Source organism: Streptomyces sp. R11, from assembly GCF_041051905.1.
GTDB lineage: Bacteria > Actinomycetota > Actinomycetes > Streptomycetales > Streptomycetaceae > Streptomyces.
The window spans coordinates 7,591,052-7,603,813 of record NZ_CP163432.1 but is presented as its reverse complement, the minus strand read 5'-3'; the positions used below and the strand labels follow the sequence as shown (position 1 = coordinate 7,603,813).

The window sequence follows — 12,762 nt, the reverse complement described above, 5'->3', positions numbered from 1 at the left end:
TCGGATCCGGGCGGAGATGCGCTCGCCGGCCAGCAGCAGGAACAGCGGGGCGACGAGGACGAACGGGGCGAGGTAGATCACTGCTGCTCCCACGCTTCGATGGCCGCCTGGACCGGTGCGCGCAGGTGCTCGTGCCACGGGGTGGCCATCGGCGTCGGGGTGCCGGTGTGGGCGAGGGTGGCTACGGCGCCAGCGAGCATTGCGGGGGCGACCCATCCGGGCACGGGCAGTGGCTCGGGGTCTCGGTTGGAGCCGTCGTCGTTGAGGCGGGCCCACTGCCAGATGGGGCCGCGGTCGTAGTACTTGTCGCGGCCGGTGTGCCAGTCCCAGATGAGGATCAGGCCGTGCCGGTGCCGGTCGTCGGGGATGTCGGACGTTGCCGGGGTGAGGGTGATGATGCCGCGGAGGTAGGCGACGTCGTAGGAGTCCTCGACGAAGGCGTCGGCCTGCTCGGGCTCCATCTTGGCCTCGGTCAGGGCGGCTTCCACGGCCTCGATGTACGGGGCGTGGGGCAGGGTGTAGGTCTCGGTCACTGGGTCCCCTAGATGTCGCTGCGGTCGATGTATCCGGCGGCCTTCGTCTCGCGGTAGCCGGCGGCGGTGCGGAGTTGGTGGTTGAGCTCGGTCTCGCTGCCGAGCAGCTGCCGGAGTTCGGCGACCCGGGCGGTGAGCCTGCGGATCGCCAACCGGGTGAGGGCGTTGGCCATCCCTGCCGTCGGGGACAGGCGCGGCGACGGCAGCGGGGCGGTCACCGCTCCTCTCCCGGCTGGTCGTAGCGCCGGCTGGCTCGCCGCCAGGCTGCTGCGGCAGCCCAGAGGATGAAGCCGACGTAGATCGCCCAGATGGCGAAGTCCCTGAGCTCGCCCATCACGCCGCCACCGCCTTTGCTGCGGTGGCGCGGAGGGCGTCCACGATGTCGGCCTGGCTGCGGCCGGCTTCGCGCTCCCAGTCGCCCGGCCACTGGTCGCCGAGGTGCACGGCGAGTGCGTCCCAGGCGGAGATGGACGTGTCCTCGGCGTCGCGGCTGCTCTTGCCCGGCGTGAAGCCGGCCGCGGCGTCGATAGCGTTGAGGAGAGGGTTGAGGTACGGATCCCACGGCTCTGTGTTGAAGCCGTCAGCGGCCCGGTTGAGGACGGCGGCGACACGGGAGCGGGTCACGGACAGCGTCACCATCACGCCACCTCCTGCTCGTGGGTGCGCAGCCACTGGCGGCGGTGGTTGTAGCGGACGTGGACCTGCTCGATGCGGTCGACGTACTCGGCCGTCGTCCACGGCTTCACGCCCCGCGCGCGGCGGGCCATCTCCTGCTCGACACGGGCGACCGCGTCCTGCTCCAAGTCCGCCAGCGGGCGGGGATCGATGACGGTCGCCATGTCAGGCCACCTCCGCCGTCTTCCGGACGGAGTCCCACAGGTCGATGCCGAAGAGGACGGCGTGGCAGGCGAACAGGAACTCCCACGACCAGTCCTGGAAGTCCTTCTCCCAGTCGTTCGGGAAGCGCAGCCGGAAGTCGCCGTGGCGGAAGTTGGCGAGCGCGTACTCAGCCGTGCCCTGGAACTCCAGGCTGTGCTCGTCCGAGTGCAGGATCTGCTTGCCGACAGCCTCGACGGCGCCCGGGAAGCGAGACTCAACCTTCCCGGCCTCGTCGAGCACCCAGGCCCGGAACAGATCCTCAGACCAGTCCTTCACCTGCCCGGCAGTCACCTTTTCCTGCCAGTAGCCGGGGTTGATGCCGCCGCTGCGAGACCCGCGGAACATGTCGAACATGTCCTCGGTCGGGTAGATCGCGAAGCCGAAGGAGAAGCCGTCGCCGCGCAGGAACAGGTTGTGCGGCCACGTGACGATGTCGAAGCGGTAGAAGCCGCCGGACGGGTCCGCGAACTTCAGGTGCCGGTACAGGCCGTCGTCATGCAGGACGGTCATCTCGTGCTTGGCGGTGTCGCGGGCGAACCGGGCCGCGATCTCCGGGTAGTCGTTGCTCACCGGGACGCCTCCTTGGCGGGGAAGATGTTGGGGTGGTTGGCCTTCCACTGCTGCCAGCGGGGCGAGGGCTCGTTGCCGTGGGCCTGGATGCGGTCCATGACTTGCTCCAGTGAGTGCTGACCGACGGCGGCACGACTGTCGGAGCCGGGGGGCCCAGGCACGAACGTCGGCCCATAGGTCCACGAGCAGCGGCGGTAACCCCAGTCGTCGGCCCCGTACTTGATGAACACCGTGGTGTTCCAACCCGAGTCGATGTCGAGGGGGCGCTGGTCCATCTTTCGGGCGTAGCCCTCGTTGCCGAACCAGTAGTGCCGGTGCTCCTGGAGGTAGGAGACGAGCATCTGAGCTTCGGCGTCCGTCGGCCGCTCAGCGCTGGCGAACGGCCACGGCGGGTCGAAGGTGTTGCCCGTGTCGGCGCTCGTACCGAGATACGCGGCGACGTAGCACCAGCGCGGGTTGAAGCTGGTGACGACCGGGATCCGCATCGCGGTCAGCGGGTCGTCCTGGATGGCGTCCGTCCCGAACGGCCACGCCTTCGTCTCAGCCACGGGACGTCTCCTCGGGCGTGCAGGTGCAGCTCTCGGGGTGGGTGCAGGCGAGGAGGTCGAAGACGGCCTCGTACCAGTCGTTCGGCTGCGGGATCGCGGTGTGTCCGGCGGGCGGGGCCGCGAGCAGCTGCTGGAGGCGAACGTCCGCCTCAACCGCGGCAGTCGGCACGTCCAGGGCGGCGATCGGCTTCGTCGGGGCGCTCATGACAGCACCCCCGTCGCCTGCGTCGGCCGGAGCGCGGTGGCGGCCAGCACCTTGTCGGCGCGGTGCCAGTCGGCGAGCACGGTCTCGCGGTCGCCCTGGTCCTCGACCGAGAGCAGCGGGCCACGGAAGCGGCGGAGTTCACGCTCGGCGTCGTCCTTCAGCAGCGTCGCCTCGACGACGTGCTGCGCGCCGTGCATGGCGTTGAAGACGCCCACCGCGGCCGGGACCGGGATACGGATCGGGGCGCTCACCGGGTACCGCCCTTGGGCTTGGGCGGCGTCAGCTCGGCCAGGCCGAAGTGTCGAGCGACTCGGGCCTCGGCATCAGCAACGGTCTTGGCGTTGAGACGAGCCACACCGCGAAGCCCCTTCCGGGCCTCCTTGTTGCGCTGGTCGATCGCGCGGGCCTTCTGATCCGGCGTCAGCACTGGCGCCTTCGGCTTCGGCATCGGACGGGGGGTCTGGGATGATGTGGACAACGGTCTGCCCTTCTGTTCACGGATGGTGTGGGTGGATCGCGCGGCCTTGGCCGCGGGGCCCCGGCTGCCGGTGTGCGAACCGGCGGTTGGGGTCTTTTGCCGCTCTCAGGCGGCAGCGCGGGCCGGCTTGCGTGAGATGCGCGGCTCCGGCGGGCGGGAGTCGTGGATGCGGCCGGCGTCCGGGGTGACGGCCGCCTGGTACTGGCGGTCGAGGTAGGCGTCGAGGTCGGCCACCTTGTAGGCGACGTACCGGCCGACCTTGTAGCCGGGCATCCCGAGGACCGTGTCCTTGCCGAGGAGGCGCCACTTGCGGAGCGTGGTGAGCTCCAGCCCGAGGTGGGCAGCGGCATCCTCGATCCACAGGGAGCCCTTCGGGGGGCTGGGGCGGGGACCCTTCCTGTTGTGCACTGGCTTACTCCTTCTTGGTGGGGGGCGTTTCGAGAGACGTGTCGTCCAGTTCTGGAGACGCTGAGGGCGCGAAGAGGACCAGCAGGGCGACGCCGAGGGCCTCCACTAGGGAGTGGGCGGCTTCTACGTCTGCCGTCTGCTGCTTGCCTTTCGCGAGCTTCTCGATCAGGCCGCGTCCGCAGCCGCTGGCTTCCGCCAGGCTGTCGTAGCCGTATGGGACGCCACGACCAGGGTGTTTCATGATCCAGCGGAACTTTTCGGCATCGCGGAGTGTGTATCTACGGCTCAATGGTTCCCCCGGGTGCGGAGCGGCCTTGATGAGACGAGTTAAGCACGACAGAGACGAATCGTCTACAGAACTGGACGATTCAGCGTTAGGAATCGGCAAAGATCTTGGCGCGATACCATTGATCTGTAGACGATTCGTCTCCATCGCGCGATGGTTGTATGGACTGAGCTGCTACTTTTCCGACGCCCACGCGTACACCTAGAGACAGTCGGTGTTGATGTGCCACGAGAGGACGAGGACATGACGGTGCCGGCCACCGCCCCGGAGCCCGGCGCGGCCGACCAGGCGTCGCCCATCGGCGCGCTCTCCCAGCTCATCCAGGACGCACTCGACAAGGGCGACTCGTACCAGCGACTCGCCGACCGCGCCGTCGACCCTGAGTCCGGCGAGACCGTCTCCAAGCCCTACCTGCAGCGCATCGTCAAGAACCCACCGGCCAACCCGCCCACCGTGCCCATGATGCGCGCCATCGCCGCAGCACTCGGGAAGCGGTTCTCGCTCATCCAGGAGGCCACGGCCAAGCAGTGGCTTCAGTACGAGGCCACGGAGCTCAGCGGTTACGACGCCGAGGTGCGGATCATCGTCGGCCACCTTGCGGGCAAGTCGCGGGCGGAGTTGCTGCGTTGGCGCATGATGATCGAGGCCGACGAGAAGGCCCAACGCGAGGCCGAGGGTCAGTAGTTGACGTTCCGTCACGGATTTCAGCGGACGTCGACCGCCGTTGTCCCTTTGTAGACTTTGTTTCAACCGGTTGTTGACGACTCTCAGTAGACGTACCCTGCACCAACCGTGCACATCAGGCCGTTCTGGCTGAGAGTGCACCGTTGCACCTGGGGAGGACTCATGCTGGACGTCGCCTACATAGCCGTCGAGGACCTGCCGCCGGGCAGACTTGCTCAGATCGACGAAGACCGCGGGAGAGTGCGCGTCCGGGTGGACAGGCGGGCGCCTCTCCCAGACGTGATCCGACAGCTGAACGTCGAGGTGGACCAGTTCCTCGCCACGTCACACTGGTTCCAGCTGTGGGCGGACGAGATCGTCTCCCGCGAAACCCCCGGCTGCCCCCTGCGCGTCGTGTATCGCATCGACCCCCGCGCCCCTGAAGGGGACGTCGCCATGGGCGAACGGAAAGGTCTCATCACCATCTACGTCTCGCCCGCGTTCAATACGGAGCAGTTCGCCGCCGCCATGAACCCGGCCACCGAAGAGCAACTCGCCGGCGGGCGCTGGTTCCAGATGTACGCCGGTGAGATCATCGACAACAGTCCGGAGCCCATGAGCAAGGTCTGAACGAACGGGGGCGGCCATGCCCGGATATGTCGAAGATCGGTGGTACAAGAAGGGTCCGCCCGACCCCGACGACCCCAAGAAGAAGCCGACGCGCGTCCCGACCGACCGGCACGGCCAGGGCAAGCGGTACAAGGTCACTGGCATCCCGGGCGTGCGGTCCAGGTCGTTCCCTGACGGCAAGCTGGCCGCCGCGAAGAAGTGGCTCGCTGATGCCCAGACCGACAGCGGCCGAGGCGAGTGGTACGACCCTCGCGACGGGTCCATCACCTTGGACGACTACGTGCGTATTCACTGGTGGCCGACCACCCGCTACCCGCCCACCACCAAGGCGTCCGTCTGGTCGAAGATCTCCAACCACATCCTCCCCTACGCCGGCGCTCTGTCGGTGAACCGGATCGGCTTTGAGGAGATCCGGGCCTGGCAGACGTGGGCAGAGCAACGGATCGACGTGGGCACTGTCGTGGTCACCTGGGCACACTTCTCCACCATCATGCAGGCCGCACACAAGGCCAAGCGTGTCCCGGTGAACCCGTTCCGCGACGACGACCTGAAGGCGCCCCGTCTGCCCAAGTCCAAGGCGCTTGCCTGGGAGCAGCAAGCGGTCCGCTCCGTGCGGCTCGCCCTCCCGGAGCAGTATCGGATCCTCGCAGACCTCGCGGTCGGTGCCGGCCTGCGCCAGGGAGAGGCGTTCGGCTTCTCGCCTGACGATGTCGACGGCGAGGACATCAACGTGGTCCGGCAGATCATCAAGGTGAAAGGCCGGTTCGCATTCGCGCCGCCCAAGGGCAACAAGGAGCGGGTAGCGCCGTGCGCGCCCGAGCTGGCGGAAGCCATCAAGGAGCACGCCAACCGCTTTCCCACCGTCGAGGTGACGTTGCCGTGGGTCGATCCTGACCGGCCGAGCCTGGCTTGGGAGGAGCGCCCCAAGCGCACGGTACGCCTGCTGGTCACTACGCAGTTCAAGGACGGCGTCAATGGCGGGGCCGTCACGAGGGACACATTCAACGACCGGCAGTGGAAACCAGCCTTGCGCGACGCCGGCCTCATCCCTCCGCCGACGGTGACCATGGTGGAACCGAAGAAGGGCGCGAATCCGTGGCGCAAGGAGGAGTGGGAGATGCCGCGTGAGTTCGGCTTCCACGTTCTGCGGCACACCTTCGCTAGCGTCGTCCTGGCCGAGGGTGAGGCGATTACTCAGCTGGCTGCGTGGCTGGGGCACAGTGATCCGGCGTTCACGCTGAGGACTTACGTGCACTTCATGCCGAAGTCCGGTAGCTGCGGCCGGGCTGCCATCGGGCGGTTCATGACCGGCGAGCTCGCCGAGGCGGATGAGGCACCCGAGGATCCTTCTCAAAATGGATCTCCCCAGATCCTCCCCAGCGACTTGGATCATGAGAGCGGCGATCGGTTGTGACCGCCAACCGACCGCCGCTTCGATTGGCACCGGGAGCTGTTTCCCCAGGTCAGAAGCTCAGGGCGTGTAGACCATCGGCCTGGGCGCCGCAGCCATGCCGTCGCCGATGAAGAAGCTCGGGTGCGGAGGCTGGTTGTAGGCCGTGTTCTGCCAGGCCAGACCCGTGCGGTACATCGGGTCGTGGAGCAGGGTCGTGATCCTCGTGTTCGTCTCATGCGGCGTCGAGTAGACCCTCAGCGCCGTGTTGCCGCTCGTGCGCCAGACGACCTCCTCGCGCCAGTCGCCGAGGATGTCGCCGGACAGGACGGGCGTGGCTTTCGTACCGTTGTTGGAGGAAACTCCGGAGCCGGTGAGCAGGCGGGTGTCGGAGGATGTGCCGTACTTGTCGATGCGGGTGCCGTCGAGGAGTTCACGGACGGGGTCGGCGTCCCACCAGGACAGGAAGTTGACCGAGGAGGGCTCGCGGCCCTTGGTGGCACCGGCCTCGTCGCGGACGGAGGTGTCGGACGCGGACCACATCTCGGCGCCGTCGTTGCCCGCCCAGATGTCCCCGGCGACTCCCCGGCCGTTGTCGCAGCAGGCGGCGAGTTTCCAGTTCACGGTGCCGTTGGCGGGGTTGATGTACAGCTCGGCCGGCTGGCCGGTCGACTCCGAGACCTTGAAGTACTCCAGGCCCGTGTGGGCGGGGTCGAGGTCGCCCAGGTGCTGGGCGTCGCCATGGCCCGTCTTCGTGGTCCACAGGCCGTTGCCGTTGTCGTCGACGGCCATCGAGCCGTAGACGACCTCGTCCCTGCCGTCCCCGTCGACGTCCCCGACGGACAGGCTGTGCGAGCCCTGTCCGTCGAATCCCTTGCCGCTGTTGGTGGAGGAGTTGGTGTCGAAGGTCCAGCGGCGCGTGAAGCTGCCGTTGCGCCAGTCCCAGGCGGCGATGACCGTACGGGTGTAGTACCCGCGGGCCATGATGAGGGAGGGACGGGAGCCGTCCAGATACGCGGTACCGGCGAGGAATCGGTCGACCCGGTTGCCGTACGAGTCGCCCCAGGACGAGACCGTGCCGCGAGCCGGGACGTGGTCCACCGTCCCCATCGCCTTGCCGGTCTGGCCGTTGAACATGGTCAGGTACTCGGGACCGGACAGGATGTAGCCGGACGAGTTCCGGTGGTCGGCCGACGAGCTGCCGATCACCGTGCCCGTGCCGTCCCGCGTGCCGTCGGCCGTCTTCATGGCGACCTCGGCCTTGCCGTCGCCGTCGTAGTCGTACACCTGGAACTGCGTGTAGTGCGCGCCAGAGCGGATGTTGCGGCCCAGATCGACGCGCCACAGCCGGGTGCCGTCGAGCTTGATGCCGTCGACGATCGTGTTGCCGGTGTAGCCGGACTGGGAGTTGTCCTTGGCGTTGGTGGGCTGCCACTTGAGGACGATGTCGAGGGCGCCGTCGCCGTCGAGATCGCCGACGGAGGCGTCGTTGGCCTCATAGGTGTACGCCACCCCGTCGGGCGTCGTACCGCCGGCCGGCGGGCTGATCGGGACGTCCTTGTAGCCCGGGCGGAACTGGACGGCGTGGACCGAGTCGTCCTGCTCGACTCCGTTGACGATGGCGCGGACGGTGTAGTCGGCCTGTTCGGGGGCGCCGGCGTGGAAGTAGTTCGTGGAGCCGGTGATCGGGGTGGAGTTGACCTTCGTGCCGGCGCGGTAGACGTTGAAGGAGACGTCGTTCGGGTCGGTGCCGAGCCAGCGCCAGCTGACCAGGTTGCCGTCGGCGGTGTGGACGCTGACCACCCCGCGGTCCAGCTTCTCGACCTGGCGGGCGGTGGCGGCCTCGGCTGTGCCGGCGCCGTTCAGGGTGGTGAGTCCGGCGGCGGCCAGGGCTGCGGTGGCGAGGGTCGCGGCGACCGCGGCCCGGCGTCTGCGGTGCTTGCGCGGGTGCTGCACGTGACGTACCTCCTCGGGAGGACGGACGGGTTCCGCTCCCTCAGTCGCCGCCGTCCGTGTCGAAGTTGCCGTATCTCTGGGCCAGTTCGGCCACCGTCCGGGCGATCCGCTCGCGCAGTTCGGGTGGCTGGAGCACCTCGATGCCGGTGCCGAGGCGCAGGAATTCGGCGTGGGCGTGGTCGAGGGACTCGATGGGGACGGTGACCCGCGTCCAGCCGTCCTCCTCCGGGTGCGCGTCGCCCTTCACCGGCCCGGCGAGTCCCACGCCGGGCGCAAGCCGGACCACCGCCTCGTCCCGGCGGAGGCGGTCGCGGAAGTCGTGCTGGTACGCCGTCCAGTACGCGGGCAGGTCGAAGTCGGCCGGGCGCGTGAACTCCACGTCGGTCGAGGTGAGTTGGAGGATCTGGTCGACCCGGTACGTGCGCGGTCCGGGGCCCGCGACGACGTACCAGCGGCCCGCCTTGAGGACGAGCCCGTACGGCTCCAGGCGCCGCTCCACGTCCGTGGGCTCACGCCAGCGGCGGTACAGGACGTGCAGGACACGACTGTTCCAGACCGCGTCGGCCACCGCGGGGAGGTGCGGCGTCTCGTCGGCGTCGGCGTACCAGCCGGGTGCGTCGAGGTGGAAGCGGCCGCTGATCCGGTCGGCGTGGGTGCGCAGTTCCGCGGGCAGGGCGGCGCGGACCTTGAGCTGGGCGGCTGCCAGGACGGAGCCGAGGCCGAGTTGGGCGGCGGGGCCCGGGGCGCCCGCGAGGAAGAGGGCCTCGGCCTCGTCGGCGGTGAGCCCGGTGAGGCGGGTGCGGTAGCCGTCGAGCAGGCGGTAGCCGCCGGCGTGGCCCGCGTCGCCGTACAGCGGCACGCCGGCCGCACTCAGCGCCTCCACGTCCCGGTAGACGGTGCGGACGGACACCTCCAGCTCCTCGGCGAGTTGGGCGGCGGTCATCCGGCCCCGGGTCTGGAGGAGGAGCAGGATCGAGACCAGTCGGCTTGACTTCACTGACACAGGATGTCAGGGAAGCGGTCCTAGCGTCCTGCCATGGCCCTCACGGAGACACCCGCCTTCACCGAGAAACTGCTGACCGCACCGCCGCCGATCGAGGTGGCCGGGCGGCACATCAAGCGCTACCACGTCACCGCCGACCCGGTGGGCATCGCGCCCGAGGTCGAGAAGGCGGCGTACGCGATCCTGCCGGAGCTGCTGCCGGAGCCGGACGGCACTCCCCCGGCGACGTTCGTGGTCCTGCACCGGGGCGGCGACGGCGGCGCCTACCTGAACGCCTACAGCTGGGTGTGGGACAACGTCCTGCACTTCAAGGGCGCGTCGGCGGGACAGCCGGTGCTCGGTTGCCCCGACAACGACCCGACGCACTTCATCACACCCGACCTGCCGTGGATCGGCTGCGTCTGGGAGCTCCCGCCGATCCTGCACGAACGGGACGCCTGGGTGCGGCACATGCTCGCGCCCGAAGTCCCGGATCTGACGGCCTACTTGGCCGATTCCCTGCCCGACGGCACCACTGGAGACCGCACATGAGCAGCCCGCACGACTTCGACTTCTTCCACGGCGAGTGGGACGTGGTCAACCGCCGCCGCACCGACTTCCTCGACCCGGACAGCGACTGGGAGGAGTTCCCGGCGACCAGCCGCTGCCGGCCGCTGTTCGACGGCGCCGCCAACATCGACGAGGTCGACATGCCGCACCTGGGCTCGAAGGGGCTGACGCTGCGGCTCTTCGACCGGGAGACCGAGCAGTGGTCGCTGACCTGGTCCTCCAGCCGCACCGGCAAGCTGTTCCCACCGGTGTTCGGGCGCTTCGAGGGCGAACGCGGCGCCTTCCACGGCGACGACGCCCACGACGGCAAGGACGTACGAGTGCGGTTCGTCTGGTCCGGCATCTCGGCCACCACGGCACGCTGGGAGCAGGCGTTCTCCACTGACGGCGGTGAGACCTGGCTGACCAACTGGACCATGGACTTCACTCGGTCTTCCGGAACGCCCGGAGCGTGAACACCGGGTCCGGCCGGGGCCGGTCCTGGTCCGGGAGCTTCGCCAGGCGGGCGACGAAACCCTCGGCGAGCGTGCCGCCGGGCGGCACAGTGACGAACCAGCCCCGGCGCAGGTCGGCCACCGTTCGGCGGGGGCTGCGGCCCTGGCCGTGACCGGTGAAGCCGGCCCCGCCGGCCGGGACCAGGCCGTGGCCGAGGGCGTGCGACTCGACGAGGTCCGCCGCGTCCCGGGCCGGGCCGGGCGGGCGGGAGGCCATCACGGCGTCGATGTCACTGCCCACGTTGTGCGCGGCGCCCTTGTCGACCGTGGTGACGTAGACCCCGCCGGGCCGCAGCACGCGGGCGCACTCGCCGACGATGGTCCGTACGTCCTGGTCGGACTGCGCGAGATGCAGCAACCACACGCTGGTGACGGCGTCGAAGCGGTTGCCCGGGAAAGGCAGCCGGCGGCTGTCGGCGAGCACGACGGCGCCGGGCAGGCGGGTGGCGGCCTGCCGGGCCATGGCGGGCGCCAGGTCGACGCCGGTCACGGACAGACCGTCCCGCCCGGCGGCGAGCCGCCGCGTCACGATGCCGGTGCCGCAGGCGACGTCGAGCAGCCGCCGGGTCCCGTCCGGCAGCAGGCCCAGCACCGCCTCGGCCGCGGCGGCCGCCCGGGGCTCGCCGCCGCGCGAGGCGTCGTACCGCTCGGCTTCCTTGTCGTAGTCGAGCACGCGCCTCACTGTGCCCCGTGGCCGGGGGCGAGCTCCTCGATCCTGCGGGCGAGGGCGAAGTCCCGCTCGGTCACGCCGCCCACGGTGTGGGTGTTCACGGTGAGGGACACCGTGTTGTAGCCGAGGGTGAGGTCGGAGTGGTGGTCGAGCTCCTCCTGGACCTGGGCGATGTGCACGACCATCGCCGTGGCCGCGAAGTGCGAGGCGAGCCGGTAGGAGCGGGCGATGCGGTCGCCGTCGAGCGTCCAGCCCGGCAGCTCCGCGAGCCGGTCCTCGATCTCCTTCTGCGACAGCGGTTCGAGGGGCATGGCCTCGCTCCTTCCTGCACGGGAGGGGTTCGTCTTCAGCCTGCCACAGCCTGCGCGCGGCGGCCCTGGTCAGACGGGTTCCCCCAGGGTCAGCGCCGCACGCCTTCGGCCGCCAGGTCGTCGGCCAGCGCCGCGATCTGCGCCCGGCCCTCGACGCGCTCCACCCACTCGTGCGGCAGACCGTGGTCGCCGTACCTGGCGCCCAACAGGTTTCCGCAGATGGAGCCGGTGGAGTCGCTGTCGCCGGAGTGGTTGACGGAGAGCAGCAGAGCGTCTTGCACGGTGGGCGCGACGAGCGCGCAGTACACCCCGAGGGCGAGCGCCTGCTCGGCGACCCAGCCCTCCCCCAGGGTCTCCACCTTCTCCGCCGTGGGTGCGCCCTGCCCGGCCAGGTCGACGGCCTCGGCGAGCGCGGCCGACGTCTCCTCGTGGCCGGAGTGGCGGGCCAGCAGCCGTAGCGTGCGCAGGACCGCGCCCTCCAGGGAGTCGCCCGCGACGAGGTGCGCCACGATCGCGGCCAGCGCGCCGGCCGCGTAGTAGCCGGTGGGGTGACCGTGGGTGATCTGGGCGGCACGGGCGGCCATGGCGAAGGCGCCGTCGGCGGAGTCCACCAGGCCGAACGGTGCCGAGCGCATCACCGCGCCGCAGCCCTTGGAGTCGGGGTTGACCTCGCCGGGCTTGCCGTCGAGCGCGAGCCCGGGATCGGGTGCGTACATCTGGGCGACCCCGGACACACACGCGTTGCCGGGAGCCCGGCGGGCGTACAGCCAGGCCTGGGTGATCAGACCGCCCTCGGGCGCGCCGCTCTGCGGCGGTGCGGCCTGCTCGGGTCCGGGGTGCCGCTGGGTCTCCAGCCAGCGTTCGTACGCCCAGCGCACCAGCAGGGCCCACCCGCCGCCGATGCCCTTGAGCCGCTCCCGTCGGTGGGCCTGGATCAGCGCCTCGGCGGTGAAGCGGGTCATCTGCGTGTCGTCGCTGATGCGGGCCACGTCGCTGTCCCCGGCGAACAGGAGTCCCGTCACCCCGCGCTCTCCGTTGGCGGCGCGGATCCGCTCCAGCGAGCTGAACTCGACCGGATAGCCGAGCGCGTCCCCGAGGGCCCCGCCGAGCAGACAGCCACGCACCCGGGCGCGGTACACGGCCTCGCCCGCCAGGGACGACATCCACGGCTCGTTCATTCGGCGCGCTC

21 protein-coding genes are annotated in these 12,762 nt (G+C 69.8%); 5 read left to right on the top strand and 16 right to left on the bottom strand.

Translation table 11 applies throughout. The annotated features are described in order from the left end of the window. Positions 1–77: 77 nt before the first annotated feature. The 11 genes from AB5J55_RS35095 to AB5J55_RS35045 all read right to left on the bottom strand — a co-directional run bounded on the left by AB5J55_RS35095 (position 78) and on the right by AB5J55_RS35045 (position 3,862). On the bottom strand, positions 78–533 hold the full coding sequence (locus AB5J55_RS35095; RefSeq protein WP_369274464.1) for a hypothetical protein: 456 nt from the start codon (positions 531–533) through the stop codon (positions 78–80). Positions 534–541: 8 nt separating this feature from the next. Continuing rightward, entirely contained in the window at positions 542–751 is a 210-nt protein-coding gene (locus AB5J55_RS35090) for a hypothetical protein (RefSeq protein WP_369274463.1), read from the bottom strand. Positions 752–866: 115 nt separating this feature from the next. Further along, complete coding sequence (locus AB5J55_RS35085; protein WP_369274462.1) at positions 867–1,172, bottom strand: hypothetical protein; 306 nt, start codon at positions 1,170–1,172, stop codon at positions 867–869. Then, positions 1,172–1,372, bottom strand: coding sequence for a hypothetical protein (locus AB5J55_RS35080; protein ID WP_369274461.1), 201 nt, complete (start codon positions 1,370–1,372; stop codon positions 1,172–1,174). The genes AB5J55_RS35085 and AB5J55_RS35080 overlap by 1 nt, the downstream gene beginning before the upstream one ends. A gap of 1 nt (position 1,373) precedes the next feature. Further along, positions 1,374–1,982: a hypothetical protein gene (locus AB5J55_RS35075; protein WP_369274460.1), complete on the bottom strand. Its 609-nt coding sequence runs from the start codon at positions 1,980–1,982 to the stop codon at positions 1,374–1,376. Beyond that, positions 1,979–2,530 (bottom strand): hypothetical protein, encoded by a 552-nt coding sequence (locus tag AB5J55_RS35070; protein ID WP_369274459.1) that lies wholly within the window; start codon positions 2,528–2,530, stop codon positions 1,979–1,981. Before AB5J55_RS35070 ends, AB5J55_RS35075 begins: the two co-directional genes overlap by 4 nt. Then, positions 2,523–2,735: a hypothetical protein gene (locus AB5J55_RS35065; RefSeq protein WP_369274458.1), complete on the bottom strand. Its 213-nt coding sequence runs from the start codon at positions 2,733–2,735 to the stop codon at positions 2,523–2,525. The genes AB5J55_RS35070 and AB5J55_RS35065 overlap by 8 nt, the downstream gene beginning before the upstream one ends. Further along, positions 2,732–2,986, bottom strand: coding sequence for a hypothetical protein (locus tag AB5J55_RS35060; protein ID WP_369274457.1), 255 nt, complete (start codon positions 2,984–2,986; stop codon positions 2,732–2,734). Before AB5J55_RS35060 ends, AB5J55_RS35065 begins: the two co-directional genes overlap by 4 nt. Continuing rightward, a complete protein-coding gene (locus tag AB5J55_RS35055; RefSeq protein WP_369274456.1) occupies positions 2,983–3,183 on the bottom strand; it encodes a hypothetical protein in 201 nt (66 codons plus the stop codon). The genes AB5J55_RS35060 and AB5J55_RS35055 overlap by 4 nt, the downstream gene beginning before the upstream one ends. Positions 3,184–3,318: 135 nt before the next feature. After that, positions 3,319–3,621, bottom strand: coding sequence for a helix-turn-helix domain-containing protein (locus AB5J55_RS35050; protein ID WP_369274455.1), 303 nt, complete (start codon positions 3,619–3,621; stop codon positions 3,319–3,321). A gap of 4 nt (positions 3,622–3,625) precedes the next feature. Beyond that, positions 3,626–3,862 carry a hypothetical protein gene (locus AB5J55_RS35045; protein WP_369274454.1) on the bottom strand — a complete coding sequence of 79 codons (237 nt, stop codon included), beginning with the start codon at positions 3,860–3,862 and terminating at the stop codon, positions 3,626–3,628. Between the two features lie 288 nt (positions 3,863–4,150). Between AB5J55_RS35045 and AB5J55_RS35040 the strand changes: the two genes are divergently transcribed. The 3 genes from AB5J55_RS35040 to AB5J55_RS35030 all read left to right on the top strand — a co-directional run bounded on the left by AB5J55_RS35040 (position 4,151) and on the right by AB5J55_RS35030 (position 6,614). Further along, complete coding sequence (locus AB5J55_RS35040; RefSeq protein WP_369274453.1) at positions 4,151–4,591, top strand: hypothetical protein; 441 nt, start codon at positions 4,151–4,153, stop codon at positions 4,589–4,591. 162 nt (positions 4,592–4,753) lie between these two features. Next, positions 4,754–5,200: a hypothetical protein gene (locus AB5J55_RS35035; protein ID WP_369274452.1), complete on the top strand. Its 447-nt coding sequence runs from the start codon at positions 4,754–4,756 to the stop codon at positions 5,198–5,200. A 151-nt stretch (positions 5,201–5,351) separates the two neighbouring features. Further along, a complete protein-coding gene (locus AB5J55_RS35030) occupies positions 5,352–6,614 on the top strand; it encodes a tyrosine-type recombinase/integrase (RefSeq protein WP_369274451.1) in 1,263 nt (420 codons plus the stop codon). Positions 6,615–6,671: 57 nt separating this feature from the next. Here the strand turns inward: AB5J55_RS35030 and AB5J55_RS35025 are convergent, their stop codons facing one another. Both AB5J55_RS35025 and AB5J55_RS35020 read right to left on the bottom strand, forming a co-directional pair. After that, positions 6,672–8,546 carry a rhamnogalacturonan lyase gene (locus AB5J55_RS35025; RefSeq protein WP_369274450.1) on the bottom strand — a complete coding sequence of 625 codons (1,875 nt, stop codon included), beginning with the start codon at positions 8,544–8,546 and terminating at the stop codon, positions 6,672–6,674. A gap of 40 nt (positions 8,547–8,586) precedes the next feature. Continuing rightward, positions 8,587–9,543, bottom strand: a complete 957-nt coding sequence (locus tag AB5J55_RS35020; RefSeq protein WP_369274449.1) for a helix-turn-helix transcriptional regulator — start codon at positions 9,541–9,543, stop codon at positions 8,587–8,589. Positions 9,544–9,582: 39 nt separating this feature from the next. On the opposite strand from AB5J55_RS35020, the gene AB5J55_RS35015 reads away from it, so the two are divergent. Then, positions 9,583–10,080: a hypothetical protein gene (locus tag AB5J55_RS35015; RefSeq protein ID WP_369274448.1), complete on the top strand. Its 498-nt coding sequence runs from the start codon at positions 9,583–9,585 to the stop codon at positions 10,078–10,080. Then, positions 10,077–10,553, top strand: a complete 477-nt coding sequence (locus tag AB5J55_RS35010) for a hypothetical protein (protein WP_369274447.1) — start codon at positions 10,077–10,079, stop codon at positions 10,551–10,553. Before AB5J55_RS35015 ends, AB5J55_RS35010 begins: the two co-directional genes overlap by 4 nt. On the opposite strand, the gene AB5J55_RS35005 is transcribed toward AB5J55_RS35010, so the two are convergent. The 3 genes from AB5J55_RS35005 to AB5J55_RS34995 all read right to left on the bottom strand — a co-directional run bounded on the left by AB5J55_RS35005 (position 10,522) and on the right by AB5J55_RS34995 (position 12,751). Next, complete coding sequence (locus tag AB5J55_RS35005; RefSeq protein ID WP_369274446.1) at positions 10,522–11,265, bottom strand: class I SAM-dependent methyltransferase; 744 nt, start codon at positions 11,263–11,265, stop codon at positions 10,522–10,524. The two genes, AB5J55_RS35010 and AB5J55_RS35005, sit on opposite strands and share 32 nt — an antisense overlap. 5 nt (positions 11,266–11,270) lie before the next feature. Further along, the gene (locus AB5J55_RS35000; protein ID WP_369274445.1) at positions 11,271–11,573 is read right to left on the bottom strand and encodes a 4a-hydroxytetrahydrobiopterin dehydratase; all 303 of its coding nucleotides are present in this window, start codon (positions 11,571–11,573) and stop codon (positions 11,271–11,273) included. 89 nt (positions 11,574–11,662) lie between these two features. Then, on the bottom strand, positions 11,663–12,751 hold the full coding sequence (locus AB5J55_RS34995; RefSeq protein ID WP_369274444.1) for an ADP-ribosylglycohydrolase family protein: 1,089 nt from the start codon (positions 12,749–12,751) through the stop codon (positions 11,663–11,665). Positions 12,752–12,762 lie beyond the last annotated feature (11 nt).

Coding starts and splice junctions, on each gene's coding strand:
- AB5J55_RS35080 (WP_369274461.1), bottom strand. CDS start 1,372: ATGGCGACCGTCATCGATCCCCGCCCGCTGGCGGACTTGGAGCAGGAC.
- AB5J55_RS35045 (WP_369274454.1), bottom strand. CDS start 3,862: ATGAAACACCCTGGTCGTGGCGTCCCATACGGCTACGACAGCCTGGCG.
- AB5J55_RS35010 (WP_369274447.1), top strand. CDS start 10,077: ATGAGCAGCCCGCACGACTTCGACTTCTTCCACGGCGAGTGGGACGTG.
- AB5J55_RS35055 (WP_369274456.1), bottom strand. CDS start 3,183: ATGCCGAAGCCGAAGGCGCCAGTGCTGACGCCGGATCAGAAGGCCCGC.
- AB5J55_RS35065 (WP_369274458.1), bottom strand. CDS start 2,735: ATGAGCGCCCCGACGAAGCCGATCGCCGCCCTGGACGTGCCGACTGCC.
- AB5J55_RS35085 (WP_369274462.1), bottom strand. CDS start 1,172: ATGGTGACGCTGTCCGTGACCCGCTCCCGTGTCGCCGCCGTCCTCAAC.
- AB5J55_RS35000 (WP_369274445.1), bottom strand. CDS start 11,573: ATGCCCCTCGAACCGCTGTCGCAGAAGGAGATCGAGGACCGGCTCGCG.
- AB5J55_RS35035 (WP_369274452.1), top strand. CDS start 4,754: ATGCTGGACGTCGCCTACATAGCCGTCGAGGACCTGCCGCCGGGCAGA.
- AB5J55_RS35015 (WP_369274448.1), top strand. CDS start 9,583: ATGGCCCTCACGGAGACACCCGCCTTCACCGAGAAACTGCTGACCGCA.
- AB5J55_RS35040 (WP_369274453.1), top strand. CDS start 4,151: ATGACGGTGCCGGCCACCGCCCCGGAGCCCGGCGCGGCCGACCAGGCG.
- AB5J55_RS34995 (WP_369274444.1), bottom strand. CDS start 12,751: ATGAACGAGCCGTGGATGTCGTCCCTGGCGGGCGAGGCCGTGTACCGC.